Annotated in this window: 20 protein-coding genes and 2 pseudogenes; 10 read left to right on the top strand and 12 right to left on the bottom strand. The window is 49.9% G+C overall.

Features of this window, described 5'->3' with window-relative positions:
* Window positions 1-226, top strand: a pseudogene (locus tag C5O22_RS09805) (Rpn family recombination-promoting nuclease/putative transposase); the annotation flags it as partial.
* Window positions 227-337: 111 nt separating this feature from the next.
* On the opposite strand, the gene C5O22_RS09810 reads toward C5O22_RS09805, so the two are convergent.
* The gene (locus tag C5O22_RS09810; protein ID WP_132781365.1) at window positions 338-1,333 is read right to left on the bottom strand and encodes a DUF128 domain-containing protein; all 996 of its coding nucleotides are present in this window, start codon (window positions 1,331-1,333) and stop codon (window positions 338-340) included.
* A 226-nt stretch (window positions 1,334-1,559) separates the two neighbouring features.
* On the opposite strand from C5O22_RS09810, the gene C5O22_RS09815 reads away from it, so the two are divergent.
* The 7 genes from C5O22_RS09815 (at window position 1,560) to C5O22_RS09845 (ending at window position 9,469) form a co-directional block, all read left to right on the top strand.
* Window positions 1,560-3,200, top strand: coding sequence for a glutamate synthase-related protein (locus tag C5O22_RS09815; protein ID WP_132781367.1), 1,641 nt, complete (start codon window positions 1,560-1,562; stop codon window positions 3,198-3,200).
* A gap of 117 nt (window positions 3,201-3,317) precedes the next feature.
* Entirely contained in the window at window positions 3,318-4,229 is a 912-nt protein-coding gene (locus C5O22_RS09820) for a PHP domain-containing protein (protein WP_132781369.1), read from the top strand.
* Between the two features lie 83 nt (window positions 4,230-4,312).
* Window positions 4,313-4,567: a (2Fe-2S) ferredoxin domain-containing protein gene (locus tag C5O22_RS09825; RefSeq protein WP_132781371.1), complete on the top strand. Its 255-nt coding sequence runs from the start codon at window positions 4,313-4,315 to the stop codon at window positions 4,565-4,567.
* Between the two features lie 69 nt (window positions 4,568-4,636).
* Window positions 4,637-6,442, top strand: coding sequence for a [Fe-Fe] hydrogenase large subunit C-terminal domain-containing protein (locus C5O22_RS09830; protein WP_132781373.1), 1,806 nt, complete (start codon window positions 4,637-4,639; stop codon window positions 6,440-6,442).
* A complete protein-coding gene (locus tag C5O22_RS09835; RefSeq protein ID WP_165910486.1) occupies window positions 6,435-7,748 on the top strand; it encodes a SpoIIE family protein phosphatase in 1,314 nt (437 codons plus the stop codon). The genes C5O22_RS09830 and C5O22_RS09835 overlap by 8 nt, the downstream gene beginning before the upstream one ends.
* A gap of 12 nt (window positions 7,749-7,760) precedes the next feature.
* Window positions 7,761-8,027 (top strand): NADH-quinone oxidoreductase subunit NuoE family protein, encoded by a 267-nt coding sequence (locus C5O22_RS09840; RefSeq protein WP_132781375.1) that lies wholly within the window; start codon window positions 7,761-7,763, stop codon window positions 8,025-8,027.
* On the top strand, window positions 8,027-9,469 hold the full coding sequence (locus tag C5O22_RS09845; protein ID WP_132781377.1) for a monomeric [FeFe] hydrogenase: 1,443 nt from the start codon (window positions 8,027-8,029) through the stop codon (window positions 9,467-9,469). The genes C5O22_RS09840 and C5O22_RS09845 overlap by 1 nt, the downstream gene beginning before the upstream one ends.
* Before the next feature lie 236 nt (window positions 9,470-9,705).
* On the opposite strand, the gene C5O22_RS09850 is transcribed toward C5O22_RS09845, so the two are convergent.
* From C5O22_RS09850 to C5O22_RS09865, 4 genes are read right to left on the bottom strand one after another with little or no spacing between them, the layout of a single operon-like run.
* Window positions 9,706-11,364 carry a DUF4129 domain-containing protein gene (locus tag C5O22_RS09850; protein WP_132781379.1) on the bottom strand — a complete coding sequence of 553 codons (1,659 nt, stop codon included), beginning with the start codon at window positions 11,362-11,364 and terminating at the stop codon, window positions 9,706-9,708.
* Complete coding sequence (locus C5O22_RS09855; protein ID WP_132781381.1) at window positions 11,357-12,502, bottom strand: DUF58 domain-containing protein; 1,146 nt, start codon at window positions 12,500-12,502, stop codon at window positions 11,357-11,359. Before C5O22_RS09855 ends, C5O22_RS09850 begins: the two co-directional genes overlap by 8 nt.
* Entirely contained in the window at window positions 12,499-13,455 is a 957-nt protein-coding gene (locus tag C5O22_RS09860; RefSeq protein WP_132781383.1) for an AAA family ATPase, read from the bottom strand. Before C5O22_RS09860 ends, C5O22_RS09855 begins: the two co-directional genes overlap by 4 nt.
* 26 nt (window positions 13,456-13,481) lie before the next feature.
* Window positions 13,482-13,973: a YchJ family protein gene (locus tag C5O22_RS09865; RefSeq protein WP_132781385.1), complete on the bottom strand. Its 492-nt coding sequence runs from the start codon at window positions 13,971-13,973 to the stop codon at window positions 13,482-13,484.
* Between the two features lie 253 nt (window positions 13,974-14,226).
* Between C5O22_RS09865 and C5O22_RS09870 the strand changes: the two are divergent.
* Both C5O22_RS09870 and murA read left to right on the top strand, forming a co-directional pair.
* Window positions 14,227-15,156: pseudogene (locus C5O22_RS09870) on the top strand (DMT family transporter).
* 33 nt (window positions 15,157-15,189) lie between these two features.
* Window positions 15,190-16,476: a UDP-N-acetylglucosamine 1-carboxyvinyltransferase gene (gene murA / locus C5O22_RS09875; RefSeq protein WP_132781387.1), complete on the top strand. Its 1,287-nt coding sequence runs from the start codon at window positions 15,190-15,192 to the stop codon at window positions 16,474-16,476.
* 21 nt (window positions 16,477-16,497) lie between these two features.
* Here murA and C5O22_RS09880 read toward each other — a convergent pair whose 3' ends face one another.
* The 7 genes from C5O22_RS09880 to C5O22_RS09910 form a co-directional block, all read right to left on the bottom strand.
* On the bottom strand, window positions 16,498-18,282 hold the full coding sequence (locus C5O22_RS09880) for a hypothetical protein (protein ID WP_132781389.1): 1,785 nt from the start codon (window positions 18,280-18,282) through the stop codon (window positions 16,498-16,500).
* 50 nt (window positions 18,283-18,332) lie between these two features.
* Window positions 18,333-19,241 carry a hypothetical protein gene (locus C5O22_RS09885; protein ID WP_132781391.1) on the bottom strand — a complete coding sequence of 303 codons (909 nt, stop codon included), beginning with the start codon at window positions 19,239-19,241 and terminating at the stop codon, window positions 18,333-18,335.
* Window positions 19,242-19,643: 402 nt separating this feature from the next.
* Window positions 19,644-20,318 carry a winged helix-turn-helix domain-containing protein gene (locus tag C5O22_RS09890; protein WP_132781392.1) on the bottom strand — a complete coding sequence of 225 codons (675 nt, stop codon included), beginning with the start codon at window positions 20,316-20,318 and terminating at the stop codon, window positions 19,644-19,646.
* 23 nt (window positions 20,319-20,341) lie between these two features.
* The gene (locus tag C5O22_RS09895) at window positions 20,342-21,046 is read right to left on the bottom strand and encodes a PspA/IM30 family protein (protein ID WP_132781394.1); all 705 of its coding nucleotides are present in this window, start codon (window positions 21,044-21,046) and stop codon (window positions 20,342-20,344) included.
* A 13-nt stretch (window positions 21,047-21,059) separates the two neighbouring features.
* Window positions 21,060-21,458, bottom strand: a complete 399-nt coding sequence (locus C5O22_RS09900; protein ID WP_132781395.1) for a type III secretion system chaperone family protein — start codon at window positions 21,456-21,458, stop codon at window positions 21,060-21,062.
* Window positions 21,459-21,503: 45 nt separating this feature from the next.
* Window positions 21,504-22,055, bottom strand: a complete 552-nt coding sequence (locus C5O22_RS09905; protein WP_132781397.1) for an STAS domain-containing protein — start codon at window positions 22,053-22,055, stop codon at window positions 21,504-21,506.
* Between the two features lie 135 nt (window positions 22,056-22,190).
* Window positions 22,191-22,919, bottom strand: a complete 729-nt coding sequence (locus C5O22_RS09910) for an SDR family NAD(P)-dependent oxidoreductase (RefSeq protein ID WP_132781398.1) — start codon at window positions 22,917-22,919, stop codon at window positions 22,191-22,193.
* Window positions 22,920-22,949: the final 30 nt, after the last annotated feature.

A 22,949-nucleotide genomic window follows, 5' to 3' on the forward strand; every position in this document is an offset into this window, starting at 1 on the left:
TAAGGAGGTACCGACCATGTTAGCCACTGCCATCAAGAAGAAAGAACAGGAATGGTTTAAAGAAGGCCTTATGGAAGGCCGCAACGAAGGCATAGCCCTGGGCGAAGAAAAGGGCCGTTTAGAAGAACGCCGGGAGACCGCCCGCAGGATGAAGCAGGAACAGGTGTCTATAGATATTATCATGAGAGTTACCGGCCTTTCCCGGGAAGAGATTGAGGAACTGTAGGCTAGCGGGGGGCGGGACCCTGGGGGCCTTCCAGGAGGGGAATTCCACCATACCTCAGCACAAATAAATTTATATTTGCCTCTTAGCCTCATTAAATTAAAAAAGAAATTCTCACAGCTTGTTTTTCAGTTCGTAATAAGGGAAAAGCTGATGGAATTCCATGAGGCCCGCCAGGGCATACTGCTGGACCGGCACACCGGTTTCTTCAAAAATGGCAAGGGGATTCAAGCCGCCGACAACAATGACTCCACAACAGCCCTGCTGTACGGGAATGTTCAGGACGTCCTGGGAAGGAAGCCCAATGTGCATAAAGGCCCCCAATCCCACCTGGGTAAGCTTGTCAGCCAGATCCAGGGCTAGTTCATAACTTTCTTCGGGGATTTCCCGGAATCCTGCACCGATTTTCCCATACCCGGTCCTGATAGTCCCCAAATAGTCGGTCATCCGTCCCTTAATAAACAGTTGCAAGGGATCTACCGTGGTCCCATCATACGAAATAAGCTCCACAAAGCGGCTTGGCCTGTGATTTTCTATTTCCAGAAGACCGCTAAAAAGCGATCGGGTGGGAATTCCATGTTTTAGCAACACCCCATTCAACGTCACGGAGCAAACGGTACAGAACCCCACATGTTCCGGGGGAATAACCATATTTCCCAGTTGATCCCCCGGCCGAAGCAGCCCCACAAGGGTTCCCATGGCATAGCCCTGTTCAAAGACCTGATGGACCTCGGCAAGCCTACTCCGAAACACCTCTTTACCCAGAATGGCCAGATTTATTATCACCGTTCCTCTCCGGAGGGCCAGATCAAAGGTCATGGCATAGGTCATGCGGTCAATCTTAGAGGACATATACCCAAGACGCTGAATGATATTCCCGCTTTCCAGATACTGGATACCCTTCGCTGTTATGGTACGTCCCTGCTTCCCCACCGGTTCTGTGTACCCCGCCTCATCACATTTTTGAAGGTACAAACGGACGGTACGCTCACTAATTTCTTCCCCTTGAGATGTCAGAACCTCGGCGATTTGACTTCCCGTAAGGGGCCGTTGAAGTTTATGGAGGACCTGCAAAATACTTTCTATTTTCGTTTTATTACTACCATTCATGCGAACTACCATATAAAAGATGCATCTTATTACGCAAGGGCCTCAGCGCTTCTTTTTTCATTTTGTAGAACCTTTAGTTACATTAAAAACACCGTTGACAAAAATGGATTATGGCAAGATAATACCAATTATATGGCAATATAATGCCATAAAAATCCTCTCTCGCAAAGAATAAGAACCATGGTGCGGCACAGGGAGGAGAGTGATAGACCAGGAGGGAACAAGAATGATTGAATGGCCAAAATCGAACGATGTCCTCGGGACAGTAAATCGGGGTACCCCTGCAGAATCAGGGCTCTGTACCCTCTGTCGGGCCGATTGTAAAGGGAAGTGTGAAACCTGGCTTTCCAGCCTCGTGGGCCGAAAGCTTTTGTATCCCCGGGATTATGGATTAACCACAGCCGGGGCAAACCACGTCACTGCCTTAGGGGTGGGTTACCATTCCCTGCGAATTCAGGGGTACCTGTATGGAACTAAGGGAATGCCCTCGGGACTTTCCAAAACCGCCGACGATGCGATTTTCCCGAACGTAAATATTGAAACCTCCTTTGGGAACGAGATTAAGACCAAATGCCGCATGCCCATCATGACGGGAGCCCTGGGTTCCACCTTTATTGCCGCCGATTACTGGGATTCCTTTGCGGTAGGGTCCGCCCTGGTGGGGATCCCCATTGTGGTAGGCGAGAACGTGGTGGGAATCGATAAAAAGGCGGTCATAGAAAATGGCAAGATCAAGGTAGCCCCTGAACTTGACCGACGAATAAACATCTACAAGCGATACTATCAGGGCTATGGGGCCATCATCATCCAGATGAACGTGGAAGACACCCGCAACGGGGTAGCCCAATATGTCATCGAAAAATACGGGAACGACGCTATCATCGAACTGAAATGGGGACAGGGAGCCAAAGACATCGGCGGGGAAATTCAGGTAAAGGACATTGAATATGCCCGGTTCCTCAAAGATCGGGGGTATATCGTCGATCCCGATCCGTATGATCCGGTGGTAGTAAAGGCCTACGAGAGTCGGGCGATTAAATCCTTTGCTCGCCACAGCCGGCTAGGATATACCGACCAGAACAATCCCGAACAGGTACGGGAAGCCTTTATGGAAGCGGTGGCTTACCTCCGAAAAATCGGCTTTAAGCGCATCTCCCTTAAAACCGGCGCCTACGGCATGGAAGCCCTGGCCATGGCGATTAAGTTCGCCACCGACGCAAAACTCGATCTCCTTACCATCGATGGTTCCGGTGGCGGTACTGGCATGAGCCCCTGGAACATGATGCAACACTGGGGAATACCTTCCATCATCCTTCATGCCAAGGCCTATGAATACTGTGCTATCCTTGCCCAGGCGGGACACAAAGTGCCGGATATCGCCTTTGCCGGCGGCTTTGCCCGGGAAGACCACCTCTTTAAAGCCCTTGCTCTGGGAGCGCCATTCACCAAGATGGTCTGTATGGGTCGGGCCATGATGATCCCCGGATTCCTGGGAACCAATATCCAGGGAGTCTTCCAGCCCGAACGGCGGGCAGAAATCAAGGGGCACTGGGAAGAACTGCCCGAATCGGTAAAACTCGTCGGTCAGTACCCCGAAGAAATTTTCGCCGGCTGGGAAGCCGTAAAGAACATCGTAGGGGCCGAAGAAATGAAGAACATCCCCTATGGCGCCATTGCCATGTATGGCTATGCGGACAAACTCGCCTGCGGTCTCCAGCAGCTTATGGCGGGGGCCCGAAAATTCAACCTGGCATCCATCAGCCGGGACGACATCGTAGCGGCTAACCGCGAAACCGCCGATGAAACAGGGATCACCTACATGGCGGACGCCCAGGATGAAGCGGCCCGGAGAATATTGAAAGGCTAATCTTTCCTTAAAAGAAACAGCCCCGGCCCTTTCCTGGAGCCGGGGCACCTATCCACAGCGGTACAAGATACCGGTTCTTACACTTTCTTTATTTCGTTGATTTGCTATAATTCTTATATGAAAGCAAATCTCCACTTTCATTCCCGCTTTTCCGATGGTACCCAGTGGCCTTCCGAAATTGTACAGCGAGCCTATGGGGCAGGCAAAGGTCGCTATGAACTTCTTGCCCTCACCGATCACGACACCTTTGGGGGTGTTCCCGAGTTTCTTAAGGCCTGCGCCGCCTATGACATCCAGGGCATCCCCGCCGTGGAAATCGACGTGGTAGACCCACACATCAATTATAAAAGCGAACTCCTGGCATACTTTCCTCAGGGACACTACCAACAAACGGCACAACTCTTACACCACATCTGTCAGGAACGGCAGGCCTACGTACGGGCATCCCTCCTTAAAGCACAACATCACTTTGTTCGCAAGGATCTTCGCTTTGAACACCTCCTCTCAATAAAACAGCGGGGCCGGCCAGAAGTCCCCGCTGAGTTTTTTTCTTTTAATAAGGTGGATCTCTATTACTATTTTAAGAATGCGGGGGTTATTCCCGCCGACATTGAGTATCGGGCCTTTAAAAAGGCCTATCTTGATTCTCGCTTGATCGCAGGGCCATCCTATCCCAAACCCACGTGCACAGAAGTTATTGAGCAGGTGCACCGAGACGGGGGTTTCGTGGTTCTTCCCCACATAGGCCACGAATTTGAAGATTCCTGGGAAATTCTAAAAAAAGATCAAAAACGCTTTCTTGATATGCTTTCGTATTTTAAAAACCTGGGGATTGATGGGATTGAACTCTATTGGTATCGAAACGGGGACACTAAAGAAATCAATTCCTTTGTAGAAAAAGTCGCCCCCAATTTTGGTTTTTTCCTTACCTATGGGTCGGATTGTCATGGCCCTGATTCAGGGAAAGATACGCTCTTACTTTTTTCGGGCAATTTCCGGGGCTGGCCTGCTCCCCGCATCTCCGCATAGCTACAAAAATATATTTTCTGTTTTGTTCGACCCCTTCACCCTTGACATATTCGATAAAAAAATATATATAAAAGAATATCATTATGGAACAGAAAAAACATACCATTGTCATCTGTATGGGCAGTTCCTGTTTTTCCCGGGGCAATTCGCTGAACGCAGAACTTATTCAGCGAATGATAGAACAGGGGACCATTCGAGCGGAACTGCAGGATGCAACGGTTCAGGGAAAACTCTGTGAAGGGCTTTGTAAAGAGGGGCCTATCGTGATTATCGATGGGGTTGTGTATCGGCAGGTAACCCCTACCGTCTTACAGGACCTGTTACGAGGCTCAGAATAAACCAATAGGATTGCGGTTAAAAGCGATCCCTTTGGTTATTCACTTGTTTGTGTGGGGCAAAGAGGCACTATGGATATATTGAATCCTGTCTATACCGAAAAGGCCGAATGCCAGGATTGCTATAAATGCGTTCGGGAATGCACAGTAAAGGCCATAAAAGTAGAAGGGGGCCGGGCCACAATTATCAAGGACCTCTGTGTCCTCTGTGGGCACTGCGTAGAGGTATGTCCCGTCGGTGCGAAACGGGTCCGAAACGACCTTCCTCGCCTTGAGTATCTGCTCCAGAGCGGCAAACGGGTAATCGCTTCCCTTGCACCTTCCTTTGTTACTGAATTCCCCGAGTACACCCCAGCCCAACTTGTGGCAGCCCTCAAAAAACTCGGTTTCTGGGGGGTCTCAGAAACGGCCCGCGGAGCAGATCTGGTGGCCCGACAGATGGTAACCTTATTGGAACAGACCCAAAGAGAAAAAAACTCTGGAGCCCCACCAATTCTTATTTCCTCTGCCTGTCCAACGGTGGTGGAATACATTCAGAAATACCGTCCTTCCTATGCGCCCTCTATTGCCCGGTGTGATTCTCCTCTTCTGGCCCACTGCCAAGAACTCAAAACCCTCTATGGTGAAGATGTGCTGGTAGCCTTTATTGGTCCCTGTATTTCAAAAAAGGCGGAGGCCGATACGTTTAAGGAACTTCTTGAAATAGCGATAGATTTTACCGATCTCCGACACTGGTTGGAGGAAGAGCATGTTTTCCCCCATCTTTTAGGGAAGGCCCCAGAGGATACCCCCTTTTTACCGGGTTGTGCGGGGCCCGGCCTCCTGTATCCCCAGGAGGGAGGCATGATCGAAGCGATCCTTGCCCACGGCGGAGATCCTGCCATTCATTATATGAGTTTTTGCGGCATGGACGCCATCGATGATGCCCTGGAAGAGCTGGAAAAGGCGCCCCTTTCCCGACCGGTATTTCTGGAACTTTTAGCCTGTCCCGGGGGCTGCATCAATGGACCCCGAACCCGGAACCGCCGGGGAATAGTGCGAAAACGGCTCCTCATATCCTCCTATAGGACAACTCGCCTCGGGAATTCCATTACCGCCGGTGGGAAGTCCCTACCTTTCTCCCTCGAACGCCGGTGGACTATCCCCACCGTAAGCCGACCGGAGTTTTCGGAAGAGGCCATTCAGAGGGCCCTGCGAGAGACGGGCAAATACAGCCGGGAAGATGAACTTAACTGCGGCGGTTGCGGCTACGATTCCTGCCGGGACTTTGCCCAGGCCATGCTTCGGGGTCAGGCCGAACAGGGTATGTGCGTTTCCTACATGAGAAAACTGGCCCAAAAAAAGGCCAATAGCCTTATAAAGGCTATCCCTGCGGGGGTAGTCATCGTTGACAGGGACCTGCGGATTGTCGAGTGCAATCGCCATTTTGTGCAACTTTTAGGGGATGAGGCGGAACAGCTCTGGGAAGCCAAACCGGGTCTCGAAGGGGCAGACCTTACGAAACTCTGCACCTTTTATCGGTACTTCCAGGATATTCTCGGGGTGGCTGACACAATAGAACGGGACATTCGACAGGGGAAGCGGATAATCCACGGGAGCTTTTTCACCATCGAACAGGGACAATACGCGGGGGGAGTTTTTCAGGATATCACGGCCCCCTGGGTACAACGGGATAGAATCGTAAGCCAGGCGAGGAAGGTTATCAACAAGAACCTTGCGGTGGTTCAGAAAATAGCCTTTTTACTGGGAGAGAACGCCGCCGAAACAGAAGCCACCCTTACTTCCATCATTGCGTCCTTTGATAGCCCTAGCCACGATATGCCGAGCGCCACCCCAAAAACAATGGCACCGCAACTCCCGGGGGAAAGCCATGCATAATACAATTTCCCTGGCAACAGCCACAAAGCCCCCTCAGGGCCTTTCGCCTTTTGATGAAACGACCGCACCTTCCGCTCCCCACGAAAGACCTGGGCCCTGCCTGGACGAGCTCTTTATCGAGGTTGGGTATTATCAAGAAAAGAAACATGGCCAGGGGGCCGCGGGGGATGTATTCCTTTCTAAAAAAACAAGCGATGGGCACCTTATTTCGGTGCTGTCCGACGGGCTTGGTTCGGGGATAAAGGCAGGGGTCCTGGCCACCCTTACCGCCACGATGGCAATGCAATTTGTGGCGGAGGATATCCCTATCCAGCGGGCGGCCCGGATCATCATGAAAACCCTGCCGGTATGTAAAGAACGGAACATTAGTTACGCTACCTTTACCATCGTGGATATCGATGGGATGAACCGGGTGCGAATCATAGAATACGATAATCCCCCCTACGTACTGATTCGACAGTCCGTGGAATGTGAGCCGATAAAAAAGATGCTCCTGGTTCATCGCCGGGGCGTACCCAAGAAATCACCCCCTGAACCGTTTACCAATGCCCGGATGTACTATTCGGCGTTTGAAGCCCTGCCGGGGGATCGGCTCATCTTCTTTTCGGATGGCATCCCCCAATCGGGCATGGGGAGTGCCCCCTTCCCCCTTGGATGGGGGAACCCCGCCGTCCATAGCTATATCCAGCAGGAAATAGCAGAAAAGCCTGACATTTCCGCCCGGGAGCTTGCCCAACACCTGGTGTTTCGGGCCCTTTTGCACGATGGATACCGGGCCTTTGATGATATCACCTGCGGCGTTATTTATTTTAGAAAGCCCCGGAAACTTTTAGTGCTTTCCGGGCCTCCCATCGATTCCAACCGGGACCGGGAACTAGCAGACCTGTTTACCCGCTTCCCCGGTAAAAAAATAGTCTGCGGAGGAACCACCGCTACCATTATCGGGCGAGAACTCGGACGACCGGTTCGGGTGTGTCTAAAGGATATCGACCCCGAGGTTCCCCCTGCATCATCCATGGAAGGGGCCGATCTGGTTACCGAAGGGATTATCACCCTGGGGAAAGTGGCGGAGCTCTTAGAACAGGGGCCACGGTTTGATCGATTTCGAGCCAATGCAGCGCTTCACCTGGTAGAGTTCCTTCTGGACTCGGACCACATCGACTTTGTGGTAGGCACCAAGATTAACGAAGCCCACCAGGACCCCAGCATGCCGGTGGAATTAGAAATCCGGCGAAACATCGTAAAGCGTATAGCATCCTTGCTCGAAGAACGGTATCTTAAGAAAACGACCATACGATTCATATGAAGGAGAACATATATGTATCAAGATAAGACCGTAAAGGTGGTGGTTTGTTCGGGAACGGCCTGTTATGTGATGGGTGGTTCAGAACTCTTACTGTTAGATGATCACATCCCTTCTCGATGGAAAGGTCATGTGGAACTGGAAGGCTCGCCCTGTCTTGGTTTTTGCAAAAACAAAACCCAGGGTAAGGCCCCCTTTGCTGTTATCGATGGCGAAGTACTCAGTGAGGCCACCATCCCCGGAATTCTCAAAAAAATAGAAGAAAAATTAGGAGAAACCTGATGCACTACAACAACAATGCGGCCCGGATAAAGCGGGAATTACTGATTCAACTGATTCAACTTGTTCTGGAAGATCGACTGGTAGAAGGGATAGACAGAATCCCCTACGCCATGACCAGCGAACCGGGGTATCAGCCGGTGCGTTGTTGTGTTCACCACGATCGGTCTATCCTAAAAAGCCGGATCCTTGCTCGACTCGGCTTTTCGGTAGAAGATTACGAAGACGACGGAACCCCCCTCGCAACCTATGCCCAAAAGGCCCTGGAGCGAGACTATGTTGAGGGGCCTATCCTTACCGTCCTTGACGAAGCCTGTAACGCCTGTGTAAAAACCCAGTTTCTCGTAACCAACGCGTGTCAGGGATGTCTTGCTCGCCCCTGTATGATGAACTGCCCCAAAAAGGCAGTTTCGGTGGTAGAGGGACGGGCCATCATCGATAAAGAAAAATGTGTGAACTGCGGTATCTGCCAGCAGGTATGTCCCTACCATGCAATTATCAAAATTCCTGTTCCCTGCGAAGAGGCCTGTCCCGTGGGGGCCATTTATAAAGATTCCCGAGGGAAAGAACGGATCGATTATGATAAATGTATTTTCTGTGGGAACTGTATGCGAGAATGCCCCTTCGGCGCCATGATGGATAAATCCCAGATTATCGATGTGCTTTTAGCAAAAAAGCGGGGGGCAAAATTGGCAGCCCTCTTTGCCCCGGCGGTGGCGGGGCAATTCCGGGCATCCCTGGGGAAATTGGTCCGGGCCTTAAAACAGGCAGGTTTTGATGCGGTCTACGAAGTGGCCCGGGGAGCGGATATCACCGCCGAGAAGGAAGCCCAGGAATTACAGGAACGGCTTGCCGCAGGGGCTGCTTTTATGACCACCAGTTGTTGCCCTGCCTATGTAGAAGCGGTCCACAAGCATGTACCTGAGCTTACATCATATGTTTCCCATACCCGCTCTCCGATGCATTACACGGCAGAACTGGCAAAACAAGAATATCCAGAGTATAAACGGGTATTTATTGGACCTTGTCTAGCTAAACGAAAGGAAGGACTCAGCGATCCCCTGGTAGATTACGTGATTTCCGTAGAAGAACTGGGAGCCCTCTTTGTAGCCCTCAACATTGATGTGGCGGAAATCGAAGAGGAACCGATTGCCCAGCCCGCTACGGCGGCAGGCCGGGGCTTTGCCTGGTCCGGCGGGGTAGCCCAGGCAGTCCTTGAGCATCTACCCGACAAAAAGGGAATCATACAAACGGCCACCATCGATGGGCTTTCCCGGGAAAGTATAAAAGAACTGCAGGCCTGGGCAAAGGGCAAAACGGCCGGCCAACTATTGGAAGTCATGGCCTGCACGGGGGGCTGCGTGGCTGGCCCTTCGGTAATTACGAATCCGAAGGTGGCCCTTATGCAATTGAAAAAGCTCGTCCAGGAGGCCCAGCCTTCATAAGCGGCTGTACTGCCGTGCTCATCCCCGAGGTCTGCCCCAGCGGCAACGGGAACCCATCACCTGGCCCCGTCAGGGGCTGGGTATTTTACGGGGCGTCTTCGAGATGTGTTTCGGGGTGTCCTCTCGGCACACCGCCCCGCATTCCCCAGGGGCCCCTTCTCAGTCTATCCCTTTTTCTATTTTCATCGCCTCCGCGGGGAGGCCTAGCAAAAGTCCGTCGGCCTCCACCATCTTTTTTATCCCTTGTTATCGATGATAGCCCCTCCGTCCCCTGCACTTTCCTTTTTTCGTGCGAGGAGGGTCCGGAGGATACGGTCATACTCTTCTATCTGGTCCCGACTCTGCAGATAGTCCGCATACAGGGCTTCTTCAAAAAGTTCGGTAAAGCGTCGAACAGGATGAGCAAGGGACGACTCTTTTTGAATCAGGGCCTCCGCATAGTCACCGGGGCTCGTGGTAGGGGTAAACCGAAGGCCCCAGATGGATTCTCCCCACCGAATAAAACGGAGATACAGGCGCACCATGTAGCCCATCTGGTGTTTCTTTTGGGGATTCTTGCGACGGGCTATGAGTTCTTCCAGGTTATGCCGAACCTGCTCCAGGTTGTCCTCGTCAATAGGTAGCGCCGGCAACTTGTTCCGTTTTCTCCGACGCAGGAGCACCAGAACTCGGCGGAACCAGTTTTTAAATGCCCCAAAGGGCCGGGATTGCCGCAGACGCCGCCAGAAGGAGCGGGACCTGAGGGGTGCAAAGAGGAATACCACCACCAGGATAATGCTCCCTATAATCAGTCCCCACTTGAGATAAGGAATAAGCCAACTGAGATCCACCAGGGGCTTAAGATTTTCGATATCGGTAAGAGGGGGTGGAGGTTCTTCCAATTCACCCAGCGGGAACTCCGGATAAGCTGGGGGAAGATCCTTAAAATGCCGTTCTGGGAAAAGGCTCGAAAGCCAGCGGAAAAAAGCCTCGAGCCAGGCAATGGGGAGGAGCGGCCTGTTACCGGTAAACACCACCGCGAGAACCAGGGAAACAGCAATCCCCCCCAGCAGTAATTTCTGCTGCCTATTTCGAGAATCGTCATCGATGGAGAATCCCGCCCCCGCATCGTACTGTTCTCGAAAATAAATTCCAATTAGACCAGAGGTAAAGGGGAAAAAGGCCACAAGAATCAAAAGGAAAAAATGCACATACCAGGGGGCCTGCGGCTCGATAACACTAAAAAGGAGCAGCATCAAAATAAACAGGCCGCCAAACAAAAGGGTTCCAATGCGCAGGGCCTTAAGATCGTGCTGAACTTCGGTAGTAAAATCGGCCTGTTCCCGAACCTGGTTGATAAGGGGCTCGCCACTTAATCCTTCAAACTCCCTGAGAAAGGCTTCCCGGTTTCTCCATCGGCTGTGCAAGATGGTAGTAAGAATCCACTGCAAAACAGCAACAATCAGGGGAAAAAGATTCGCCGACCGAGGTAAGAGCACAGAAAGAAACGAAAGCTCCTGGGGTAAATTCTCCCCTGCGGTGATGGCAACGCCGGAATCAGAAGAAAGCGGTGTTTCTTCCCGGGGCGTTCCCAGCACCCTGAGGCCAAAGCTATCGGCGACAGAAAAAAGGCCATACACCAGGATGCCAATCACAAGCAACTCCCGAAAGCGGCTTGCCCAGGAAGCCCGCTCTTGATACAAAAGATTCCCCACCACCACCGATTCGATTCCTGTTAGGGCCAGCAACAAGAGTACAGCAAAAAAGGATTGGATAGTCAGCAAGCCCCCATAGGTACCCATAAAAAGGATGGCCCCCAGGGTAGCAAAGGGCTGCAGGAAAGAAATAAGGGGGTGCACCAGATAGAATGAACGATCCCATTGGGTTTCAGGGGTATCTACCGTTTTTTTATTCATTCTCGTACTCCATCTCTACGACCGGAACCTGCCACTGGTGCAGTTCCCTGAGGTTTTCAGCGGTAGCCCCAACGATGTACACCGCAAAGGTACACCCCTTCCGTCGACTGAGAAGCACCAGTTCCTGAAGCTTTTCTCCCCCAAAAACTCCCACATAGGCCACATGGGCACGATACGGAACCTCCACCAGGGCCCGATGGAACAGGTCCCATCCCTCATCATCCTCGGAAATGCGAAGGCTTGCGAGACTATCCAGAATAGGGGTGGCGCTTTCATGGGCCGGGGGAATATAGAGCCGTTCCTCCCGATCAGGCAAAAGACCATTCGACACAAGACCAGTCATCTGGCCCGCCATAGTGGCGGTAGACACAAGGGAGGCCCCATAGGAAATAGCCCATTCTGTATACAGATAGCGCTCTTTTAAAGGGAAAGACGGCCCATAGATATTCAAAATTACCAGAAGGGGGCTATCCATACTTGATTCATATTCGGTGGCGATAAGCTTCCCCACATGGGCGGTAGACTTCCAGTTAATCCGACGCAGGTCATCTCCCACCTGGTATTCCCTTAGGGAACGGAAACGACCGGGATCTTCGTGAATCCGAAAGGGGCTGGGAAGTTCTCCCACCGGAGACCCATCGCCGGGATGGAAAGAGAGGGGCACCATGGCAGGATACACCACCAGATGGCCCCGTTCAGGGCTTTCCACAGTAACACTTTGCATACCCAGAAAATCCCGCAATTCTATACGAACCGGTCCAAGTTCCCAGCGCCCCCGCTCTGTTCCCCGAAGGGCATACTGAATAATCCGCTTGCTCTTAGGAAGGATATCCAGTTTTTGCCGATTCTGACCGTGGGCATCAAAGGTACTAATACCATCGCTTAAGACGGCCGCCAGCATGGGAAACCAGCTTCGGTTCTGAATCTCTAGCTCGATACGGGCCAACTGGTTCTTATAAATTCGTACTATCGGATCTTTCCGACGGATCCGCAACCCCTGTTCCAGAAAAAACAGATACAGGAGATTTAAAAAAAGAAGGAAGGCCCCAAAAAGGGCAAGGGTTCGTAAGAGCGAAAGGGGGGCAAAAAAAGCAATAAGAATCAGGAAGAGGATCAATAAACGACCCCGGTATTTCATACTCCTTCCTTAAATACGGGAACGGGGACACTTTCCACAATAGATTCCACCACCCGATCAACCTGAATATTTTTGATAAGGGCTTCGCTTTTTAGGATGATTCGTTTTCTAAACACATCGGCCACCAGGGCCCGGATATCCTCCGGGACCACATAGCGTCGCCCTTCCATGGCGGCCCAGGCCTGACTTGCCCGATAGAGGGCAAGGCTCCCCCGGGGCGAAACCCCCAGTCGAACTGAAGGGTGTTCCCGGCTTGCCTGGACCAGTGCCAGCATGTAATCCCGCAGGGCCGGATCTACATGAATCTGGGTTACCTCTTCTTGAAATTTTAAGAGGTCCTCTTTGTGAAAGCGGGGGGAAAGCTTTTCTACAGGATTATACAATTGCCGCTGGCTTTCCAGAATAAGGGCTTCCGCCGTCTTATCGGGGTATCCAATAGAAAGGGAAAGAAGGAAACGGTCCTTTTGGGCTTCCGGCAAGGGGAAGGTCCCTTCGAATTCTACGGGGTTCTCCGTAGCCATGATAAAAAAGGGCTCCGGAAGGGGAAGTTTTTTTCCTTCCACCGAGATTTGCCGTTCCGCCATGGCTTCTAGTAGGGCCGATTGGGTACGGGGCGTAGCCCGATTAATTTCGTCCACCAGAACGATATTAGAAACGATGGGGCCCTGTTTGAAAAGAAAGCGTTGTTTTTCCGCCGACCAGATGGAAACCCCCAGCACATCCGCCGGTAAAAGATCGGGCGTACATTGGATACGCTTAAAATCCAGGTCCAGCACCGCCGCCACTGCCCGGGCAACAATTGTCTTTCCGGTCCCCGGCACATCTTCCAAAAGCACATGGCCCCGGGAAAGAAGGGCGCAGAGGATCTTTTTAATTACCCGTTGTTTTCCATAAAAAACTTCTTCTACCGCCGCTACCAGTTCTTTTGACCAGGATTGAATTGATATACTCATAGGAGCATTATATCATACATTTGGGTTTATGCATTTTTACCACAGCACTGTTTGTACTTTTTTCCACTGCCACAGGGACAGGGGTCGTTTCGTCCAATCCGTGGACCGGCCCGTACAATAGTCGTGGGCACAATATCTCCCCGTTCATATCGCCAGTGCCCCCCTTCCTTTTTAAAATAGGCCCGTTCATGGTGGGTATCCTTAAGACCATCCAGGATATAGGTGGCTTCGAATTCCACGATTCCTTCCGTGTCATTGGGACTTCCTTTTTCGCTTGTCAGGATTCGCAGCCCCAGCCACTGGGAACGCTTACTCCATAGGCGAGTTTGTTCTACATCAATATCCTTTTGACCTTCGGCAACACAGGTTTTTACGATGTAATCGATGTCATGGACCACATAGGCGGTATACCGACTGCGCATCAGGGCCTCTGCCGTGGGAGCATCCTTGCTTCCCTTTATATACGGCTCACAACACTGGGCATATTCACGACCAGAACCACAGGGACAAAGGGACATGACGGTTTTTCCTCCTTCCTTTTCTGTGCTATGACATACCTTGCAGGATAAAAGGGACCCCTATTTTTGGGGTAGGGGGGCCCCTGCTTTCCGCAAGCTTCGGTACCCTGAGGGGGCGATTGAAGGAACTGCCGCCCCCTCAGGGGGATCGTCCCTTTGTTGTACCCCAGAATAAAGGTCCTACTCAAGACGGACGTATCCCAACGAAGGGCCCTTGCGTTTCTCCCTTTCCTTGACGTACTGTGGTTGTACTATGAGAAAAACAACCAAAGGACTTATCAAGATAAATGGGGCCGTTATTTTCTGGGGTGTCTCCTTTGTTTCTATCAAGGTAGCGGTTGCGGTCATTCCTCCTATGACGTTAGGGGCCCTCAGGTTTGCCCTGGCGCTCTTTTTTTTATACGGAATCAAATGGTGGAAAATCCCGGACGAAAAGCTCCAAAAAGGAGACCTCCCCTATCTTGCAGGGGCCGGACTTGTGGGAGTTACCGCCTATTTCTTTTTCGAGAACAACGGTGTATCCCTTATTCCCGCCTCTGAGGCTTCGCTTATCGTGGCGGCTATACCCGTGTTTTCTATGCTCGCAGAGCAAATCGCCTCCGCTCTGTTTTCCCAGAAAACAAAGCCCCTCCATCTTCTTCAATGGTTCGGCGCGGCCCTTTCCATGCTGGGGGTGTGGTGCATTACCTTGCCTTCTTTATCCGGCGCAATGAACGCCCCTGGAATGAGCGACCCCCGGGGGTACCTTTTCATGCTGGGAGCGGTCGTAAGCTGGGTTCTCTACGCCTTTCTTACTCGTCCGCTGTTTAGTCGTCATTCCAATATTTTTATTGTTTTCTGGCAATCCCTTTTTGGCTTCCTGGGATTTTTACCATTTACCCTCCGTGAGTAGGCCCAGTGGTCGAGCATTCCTGCCCTGGTGTGGGGCCACGTGGGATACCTGGGAATTTTTTGTTCCGCCCTGGGCTATCTCTTTTATGTGGAAGGCCTCGAAACCCTCGGTGTTGGGACCTCTTCGGTATTTATCAATCTTATTCCGGTAGTTACGTTGGGAGTGGCTTTTTTCTCATTAGGTGAGCGGCTTACCCCTATTCAATTAGCCGGGACCATCCTTGTTTTGGGAGGGATTTACCTCACAACTCTCCCCCAAATACAACGACATTACTCTCGAGGCTCTGATTGACCTCTTCCTTAAAGAGAGTATAGAGTAACAACCATGCACGAATATTATATTGAAGGAGGGTATCCCCTCGGCGGAACCCTTGTAGCAAGTGGTAATAAAAATGCGGCCCTTCCCTGTATTGCGGCGGCCCTGCTTACCGATGAACCGGTAGTGCTTTCTAATATTCCCCTTATAGAAGACGTTCAGGTAATGCTTGATATCTACCGAGCCCTGGGGGGAACGGTAGAATCCCTGGGGAACCACACCTATCGATTACAGATTACCAATATTCAACACACCGAAATTCCCGTGGCCCTGGCAAAGAAAATCCGGGCATCCATCCTCTTTGCGGGTCCCCTTCTGGCCCGGGCGGGGGTGGTGGAACTGCCCCCACCCGGGGGAGACGTGATCGGGCGGCGCCGGCTGGACACCCATTTCCTTGCCCTTACCGAACTTGGCGCTCAGGTCGACATAAACGGGACCTTTCGATTCACCGTTCCGACTACCTTGCAAGGGGCGGATATTTTCTTAGACGAAGCTTCGGTAACGGCCACCGAAAACGCCATCATGGCGGCAGTGCTGGCCCGGGGGACAACCCGCCTTACCAATGCGGCCAGTGAACCCCATGTGCAGGACCTCTGCCGGATGCTGGTCCAGATGGGGGCCCGCATCCAGGGGATTGGATCCAATGTGCTCACCATTGAGGGGGTAAAACGCCTTTCAGGCTGCACCTTTGAAATTGGTCCCGACTTTATGGAAATCGGCTCCTTCATCGGCCTTGCGGCGGCTACAAAAAGTGAACTCACCATCGAAAAAACCCGCCCTGAAGATCTGCGACCCGCGAAAATCGCCTTTAACAAGCTGGGAATTCGCTGGGAAGTTTCGGGATCCACCATTTATGTGCCCGCCCAGCAGGAACGGCGGGTAAACTGTGACCTCGGCGGCATGATTCCCAAAATAGATGATGCCCCCTGGCCCGGATTTCCGCCGGATCTTACGAGCATCATCACGGTAGTAGCAACCCAGGTGGAAGGGACGGTCCTTGTTCATGAAAAGATGTTTGAGTCCCGCATGTTTTTTGTGGATAAATTGATAGGCATGGGAGCCCGCATCGTCCTGTGCGATCCGCACCGGGCAGTCGTAAGCGGCCCAGCTCAACTCAGTGGGTCAGAACTTACTTCCCCCGACGTCCGGGCCGGAATGGCCATGGTCATTGCCGCCCTTTGCGCCCGGGGCAAGAGTATTATTCGTAATGTATACCAGATTGAGCGGGGATACGAATCGCTGGTAGAACGCCTTGCCGCTATAGGGGCCCATATTACCCGCCACGGAGAATGTTAGGGTGTTTGATAGGGGGCCTTTCTAGGTCTTCTGAGCCCCCAGCGCAAAAAATCCCAGGAACAACAAAGCCCCATAACTTCCCAGAAGAATAAACAGGGTAGGCAAGAAAGACACCGATACCAGTAAATAGAGATAGATATCCGAAAGAACGGTGGTGCCCATCTGGTAGGCAGGAATCGTAAGGACAGGAAGTAAACCGAGAAACACCAAAGAGAGGAAGCCTACTTTTCCCGTACTTCTGAGTCTCCATGCTCCTACCAGAACAAAAATAGCCAGGGTCAAACAAAAGAAGGGATCAAATATATACATGAGAAGGGTCTGCTGTTGGAACACACTGTTTATGTCTTTCTGGGGGACCCTTAGGCTATTCCATAAATCCACCACCGACTGAGTCTGAGGCGCCTTTTGAGAGCGGATTTGATAATAGAGATCACCGAAAGACAGAGGGAAAACAACAAAGGTCTTATCTTGAGATTTTTTGCCATTTATTGTAGGAAGATACTGGATCGTTTCATTTTTTCTATCTATCGCTTTTAACAGAAGGATCGTAGCAGATTGTCGGGAAGCAGGACCTGTGGTTTGGGGAATGATTTTACCATAGGGCGCCTGGATAGTCTGGAGCATCGCACCCTTTTTATCCACCGTCATAACAGAAAGGTCCAGCAGGTATACCGCATCGCTTACAAAAGAAATTTGGCGAGCCGCGAGAACGGTCAGAGTGCCCGCCGACGTTTTATCATCCGGCAGTGGCAACAGAACGTCCACATAGGGTTCTCCCAGATTAGTGGTAATTTCATCAATAAAAAAGGCAATTTTCTGGAGTCCCCGTAATGCCAGAGGATAATAGGTTATTACATCGGGATCCTTGGGATATTGTTCAATAAGACGGGCATACACATAATAGGCCTTTTGGTACTCTTCCGCAAGAAGCGCCATATACCCTTCTTGCTTTTGTTTAAAAAGGGTATATCGTTCTGTTTCTTTCTTATCGGGCGTAAGGTTCTGTATTGCTTCCCAGGTCTCGGAGGCAATCCTCTGGCCTTCTGTTTGTTCCAGGGTTCCCGGCGAAGCCAAACGGATGGCAAGGGAAGCAAGCCAATGCGCATCATAGAGGCGCCCGGAGGCTTTTGCCTTCTTTGCCTGTTGGAGGGCCTCCGAAGCCTTAAGATTCGCAGGAATACCCTTTAAGGCAGGAACGGTTCCTTCTGGCGTTATCACAAGCCCCGACGGAGGCTGCTTTTTTTGAAGGCTAAATTCTTGAACCCGCTCCTTTTCTAGTTCCGTGGCTACCGTGTCTCGGATACCAACAAGCTCTGGATCACCCTTCCAGATTTCTTCACATAAAGTCAAATGGAAGGCCGCTTCTTTCCATGATTTTCTTTGTACTTCTGCCTGAAGTAACGATTTGGCCCGTTCATAAATATACTTTTTTGTTTTCATTGTTTCCAGGGAATTTACACAAAGGGGACGCACCAACAGAAGTAAAAGGCTGTATAAAACAACCACAATTATAATCTGAACAATTATATTCCCCATAAATTTCATAAATTCCAAAGAAAAACGTTCTGTAGAAGGCGCTTTCTGACTATACAGGCCGATACTGGTGATGATCGCACAAAAGAGCACGGGTGGAATAAGAGGGATAGTTCTTTCTATGGCGGTACAAAAAATCCAATTACCTGCGAAACCAGGCAAAGGGATATGGGACTGTTCTACGAAAAAACTAACAATAACGTTTCCGCCCAGTATTATGAGGGCATACACCAAAAGGGAAAGAAGAAGAGAAGGTCTTCGTTGTTCATTCATGGAGCCTTCTCCTTATTATCCAACACCGCAACGCCTGTTTTTCGTACTCTCTAGTCATACCGTCGCTCCTTGTCGCCTGCCAGGTACAATAGAAGATCCAACAGATTGCAAAGCAGGGCCCCCGCAACACAGGCAAAGGGCTGCACCTGTTCAGGGGTAAGAAGGCCGTAGCTATATTTGCTCATAAAACCAGTAAATTGAGGTTCGAAAAGGGGTTGAATTAAAATTAACCAAAGACCTCCTATTGTAATCGCCCAGATCATGTTGATAAATGGCCACGAACGGATTCTCAGGAAAACTCGAAGGGATATTAAGAAATATGCAAGGCTGAGCACACAGAAAAGAAAAGCGGGGAACCCCTTCTGCCATTGGTCTTTAAGATAAGATGCGGCCCTTCTTATAGATGTATGTATAATTTCCGGGAAAATAAAAGAATAGGCTGTTCCATAAAAAGAAAGAGGGGTGTCGGTAGATTGTACCTGCGGGCCCTTTTCTCCAAAGACAAGGATTACCGAGCGTTCTTTCTCTGCAGTAAAAAGATACAAGGCTTCCTGAGAATTGCTCTTAACTCTTGTTCCCATTCGGAGAAAAGAAACGGAAGATGGTACGGGAGAGGAAGCATCTTTATAGGTAGGGGCAGAGCCTGGTATCACCGAGGTAAAACCAAGGATGGTAAGGGATACTCCGGACAGTACAGTAAGGATCATAATAACAAAAGGAGCAAGTATTTTTTTTCGTATTCCGTAACCATTTCCCAGGCTAATCATGCCTATAAAGGCGAGAATAGCCGCTTCCCATATTCTTTCTCCCCCTATCATTTCCCTTGAATTAGAGATAATAGGAGGATAGATACTAAACCCCTTAGTTCTCTCATGGAGTTCTAATAAAAGCTGTACACTGAAAACAAGCACCCCAAAAGTGATACCACTTAATAAAATAAGCTTCGCTATCCTCTTCACCTTGATTCTAGCCTATCATGCAACCCCAAGGAATGCAAGTTTTATTCATTAAAAAAGTCAATCAGAATATACCGCTTATACAGAAGGAGTCCACAAAGATTTCACAAGTTATCCACAATTTATGTTACACTTTTTTGTCCGGACTGGAGATTTTTTAGAAAATAGGAAAAATATACTTTTCTTTTTTTAAGTCACCAAACACCATCTTCTTATTTTATTTCATTTTTATACAAATAATTATAAATATTTAAAAAAAGCTATGTATACTTTTATTCCATAAAAGTGTATACAAAGATATACGGAAAGAAACTGTTTCTCTTATTTCACAAATTATCCACAATTTGTTCACATTTAGAAATGTTAGATACATCACACAGAGACATTAAACTTCTCACAGAATCACTAGAACTTTTCTTCCGCCCGAGGTTCCTGATATTCTAACTGATACCCTGTTCCTCGTACAGCACGAATAGTTACCTGCCCCTGAAACAAACAAACCAATGCTATTTTTTTCCGGAGTCGGCTGATATACACATCTACAATTCTACTTTGTCTGTGGCTCTCGTCGCTTAGCTCTTTATACACATGCCCTCGAACGAGTATACGGGATGGATTATGGAGGAAATGGGTCATAATCATAACCTCAAAAGGATTAAGATACACCTTTCCTGCCGGTCCTATGAGGAAACATCGGTCTAACCATACAGGGCTATGAGAAGGCGGTTCCTTTTGAACCTTTTCTAATTCCTTGAAAGCATAGACTAAGCGGCTATCAAATTCTTTCGCGTTAAAAGGAAAAGAAAGATGATCCAAGGCCCCTGCTTTAAAGGCCCGAGAGATATATTCTACCTTGCCAAAGGTGATAAACGGAACAGAGAGATGGACCTTCCCAAACGAACCCACCTCTTCAAATGGAACAAGAAATAGACAATCCTTTACGAAGGAGCTTTTACCTTCTGTATCTTCGGCAGGCAACCAACGACAGACCCGATAGAGACCCTTTCTCCGCCGTATCCACTCTTCTATCACCGGAGAAACACGAAAAAGGTAAAGGGTCTTTTCCGAGCCCGCGCTCATTATTCGATTATTACATACCTACCTTATTTTTCTTGTTTGGTTCCATCCGGCAGGGCCTGCATTTTCTGCTTCAATTCTTCCAGCATCAAATCCGCCGAGGCAGAGGATTTCTCTAGTTCCGCAAAACGCTTCTCAAGGCTTGCATTTTTAGAAAGGTCCTCCAGTTCTTTTGCCGCATCGGCCTCTGCCTCTAATTGATCCACCTTTTGGGCCATTCGATCAAAGGCTTCGAAGGCACTGGTATTACCCGTCACATTGGAGATGGTCTTCTGGATCTTCTGCTGCGCCTCAGCCCGCTTAGCCCGGGCAATCAGCAGGTTCTTCTTACGCTGGGCCTCTTCTATCTTCGTCTGCAGTTCCTTAAGGGATTCCTTCAGTTTTTCCACCGCCGCTTTTTGGGCTTCCCACTGTTTTTTATATTCGACGTAGTTATTTTCATGCTCCTGCTTTCTGAGGAGGGCTTCCTTTGCAAGATCGTCCTGCCCGGCCCGGACCGCCAGCATAGCCTTCCTCTCCCATTCCTGGGCCTGGGCTTGCTGGTTCAACATTTCCCGTTCGAGCTTTTTTTCATCCGCAATAGCCAGGGCAACCCCTTTCTTTGCTTCGATTAACTGCTCATTCATATCGATGATCAGCTGATTCAGCATTTTCTCGGGGTTCTCAGCCTTATTGATCATATCATTTACATTTGAAGCAATGAGGGTTTTTAAGCGAGAAAAAATACCCATGCTGATATTCCTCCTATTTGTGGGGTTCCCGATACTGGGAGAGTATAGGATAATGCTGGGTTAGGGCAAGGCTAATCGCTTCCAGGGACGCCCGAAATTCTTCATAATCCATGGTATCGTATTCCAGCGTATCGATAAGGACTATATCGTCTCCTTCCAGGGCATAGGCCCCATGGACAAGGTCACTGCTATTAAGTTCCAGGAGTTTAGTAAACAAGGGAAGCCGATTTTCCTTAGGGGCCTTCATGACAAGAACCCGAATAATTACCACCGGCGGCTCCAATAACACCACCACACCGTTTAAGCTATGGGGCTCATCTTCGATGATCCATAGATTCTTTTCTACCTCCCGGTAACTTACCATCATATTGATAAGATACCGTTCGATCTTGTTTTCCTGTAGCTCTCCCATAGAGCCCCCTTACAATCTTCTTTGTATATGCTCTTTTTCCGATACCTATCCTAAGAACACCTGCCCTGCATTATCAATCGCCAGAATAGTTTTACATTCGGAGCACCGGAAGCGCCCTGCCTTTACGGCCTTTAACTTTTTAGAACATATGGGACAGGAGAAAATCTTGGGGAATACCGAACTTGATTCGGTGGGAACGGCGGAACGGAAAAAAGAAATAGCATCTTCTAGGTTTTCTTTGATGTTAAAAAACTGGGAGAACCCCAAAAGCTGGAATACTTCGTATACCTTGGGCTGAATTTCCAGCAGAACCAAATCGCCGCCCCGGGGCTTCACGGACTTTAAAAAGGCCGTAAAAGACCCAATCCCCGTGGAAGATACGTAATTGAGGCCACCACATTGAAAAATGAGCCGGATAAAGCCCGCTTCAATAGCCTTTGCTACCCGCTTTTGGAAATAGTTCGAATTGTACGTATCAATGTAACCGGTGAGATACAGGATAAGACATCCTTCCACATCATGCACCTTTTCGAGCTTAATCTTAAGGCTATCATCCTTCTCATCATCAAAACCAGGCACAATATCGTTATTTGTCATGACACTCCTTCCATTCTGGGTGTTGGAGTATGGCTCGCGCCCCCAGACATCCCACGACCTCATTATATTATTATGTGGCTCCCTGCTTTTTGTCAAACAGCCCGACGCTAAAACAGCCCTCTATTGTGTTTATAATTAGAGGACAATACCCCTGTCAAGACTCATTAAAATTCCATTGATAGATTCATGGGCTGTCACGTACACTACTATATCGGCAATTTCTTCAGGAAGTATAAGCTTCCCGTCCGGTGTTTTTTGAAGCGCATAGGATCGATCTTCGCCCTGCAGATGCTCTGTATCAACCATTCCCGGGCAAAAAAGGTTACACGTTACATGATAGGGCGCTCCTAGACGGGCCACCGACCGAGCAAGGACCCCAAGGCCTGTTTTGGCAGCGCTGTAGGGGACAGTGGTAGAAAAACCACGGATCTGGGTAGTATCGGTCCCGCCAAACAGGATAATCCGTCCCCAGTTCTGGCGTTTCATCGCCGAAAAATAGTGGGAAACGAGGGCGCCGGGGATGGCAAGGTTTGCATCCACCAGATACTGCCATTCGGAAGGGGTGTATTCTTCCAGGGATTTCCGTAAAAATGGCCCCCAGGCACATACTAAAATATCTACTTCCGGGACCCATTCAATAAGAGAAGAAGTGTCCTGGACCGAAGATAGGGGTATAATCTTGCCCTGACATTTACCTTCTTGCTGACGTAAGCGGGAAATAAGATGCTGGAGCCGCTCTTCGTTGTGCCCTCCGGTGATAAAAAGCTCTACCCCTTCCCGGGCAAAGGCCTCGCAGACAGCCCTCCCTATACCGCTCGTACCGCCAATGACAAGGGCCCGTTTATGCAGTAGTATGGAAGCCATGGGCTACACTATACCGATAGAGTCCCTCTT

Origin of the sequence: Treponema sp. J25, assembly GCF_004343725.1 — a bacterium.
In the GTDB taxonomy this organism is placed as follows: domain Bacteria; phylum Spirochaetota; class Spirochaetia; order Treponematales; family Breznakiellaceae; genus J25.

Bases quoted from the DNA above. Each gene is read 5' to 3' on its own strand.
- C5O22_RS09830 (WP_132781373.1), top strand. From the start codon at position 4,637: ATGGATATATTGAATCCTGTCTATACCGAAAAGGCCGAATGCCAGGAT.
- C5O22_RS09810 (WP_132781365.1), bottom strand. From the start codon at position 1,333: ATGAATGGTAGTAATAAAACGAAAATAGAAAGTATTTTGCAGGTCCTC.
- C5O22_RS09845 (WP_132781377.1), top strand. From the start codon at position 8,027: ATGCACTACAACAACAATGCGGCCCGGATAAAGCGGGAATTACTGATT.
- C5O22_RS09840 (WP_132781375.1), top strand. From the start codon at position 7,761: ATGTATCAAGATAAGACCGTAAAGGTGGTGGTTTGTTCGGGAACGGCC.
- C5O22_RS09860 (WP_132781383.1), bottom strand. From the start codon at position 13,455: ATGAGTATATCAATTCAATCCTGGTCAAAAGAACTGGTAGCGGCGGTA.
- C5O22_RS09820 (WP_132781369.1), top strand. From the start codon at position 3,318: ATGAAAGCAAATCTCCACTTTCATTCCCGCTTTTCCGATGGTACCCAG.
- C5O22_RS09910 (WP_132781398.1), bottom strand. From the start codon at position 22,919: ATGGCTTCCATACTACTGCATAAACGGGCCCTTGTCATTGGCGGTACG.
- C5O22_RS09905 (WP_132781397.1), bottom strand. From the start codon at position 22,055: ATGACAAATAACGATATTGTGCCTGGTTTTGATGATGAGAAGGATGAT.
- C5O22_RS09880 (WP_132781389.1), bottom strand. From the start codon at position 18,282: ATGAATGAACAACGAAGACCTTCTCTTCTTCTTTCCCTTTTGGTGTAT.
- C5O22_RS09815 (WP_132781367.1), top strand. From the start codon at position 1,560: ATGATTGAATGGCCAAAATCGAACGATGTCCTCGGGACAGTAAATCGG.
- C5O22_RS09850 (WP_132781379.1), bottom strand. From the start codon at position 11,364: ATGAATAAAAAAACGGTAGATACCCCTGAAACCCAATGGGATCGTTCA.
- C5O22_RS09900 (WP_132781395.1), bottom strand. From the start codon at position 21,458: ATGGGAGAGCTACAGGAAAACAAGATCGAACGGTATCTTATCAATATG.
- C5O22_RS09895 (WP_132781394.1), bottom strand. From the start codon at position 21,046: ATGGGTATTTTTTCTCGCTTAAAAACCCTCATTGCTTCAAATGTAAAT.
- C5O22_RS09835 (WP_165910486.1), top strand. From the start codon at position 6,435: ATGCATAATACAATTTCCCTGGCAACAGCCACAAAGCCCCCTCAGGGC.
- C5O22_RS09855 (WP_132781381.1), bottom strand. From the start codon at position 12,502: ATGAAATACCGGGGTCGTTTATTGATCCTCTTCCTGATTCTTATTGCT.
- murA (WP_132781387.1), top strand. From the start codon at position 15,190: ATGCACGAATATTATATTGAAGGAGGGTATCCCCTCGGCGGAACCCTT.
- C5O22_RS09890 (WP_132781392.1), bottom strand. From the start codon at position 20,318: ATGAGCGCGGGCTCGGAAAAGACCCTTTACCTTTTTCGTGTTTCTCCG.
- C5O22_RS09825 (WP_132781371.1), top strand. From the start codon at position 4,313: ATGGAACAGAAAAAACATACCATTGTCATCTGTATGGGCAGTTCCTGT.
- C5O22_RS09865 (WP_132781385.1), bottom strand. From the start codon at position 13,973: ATGTCCCTTTGTCCCTGTGGTTCTGGTCGTGAATATGCCCAGTGTTGT.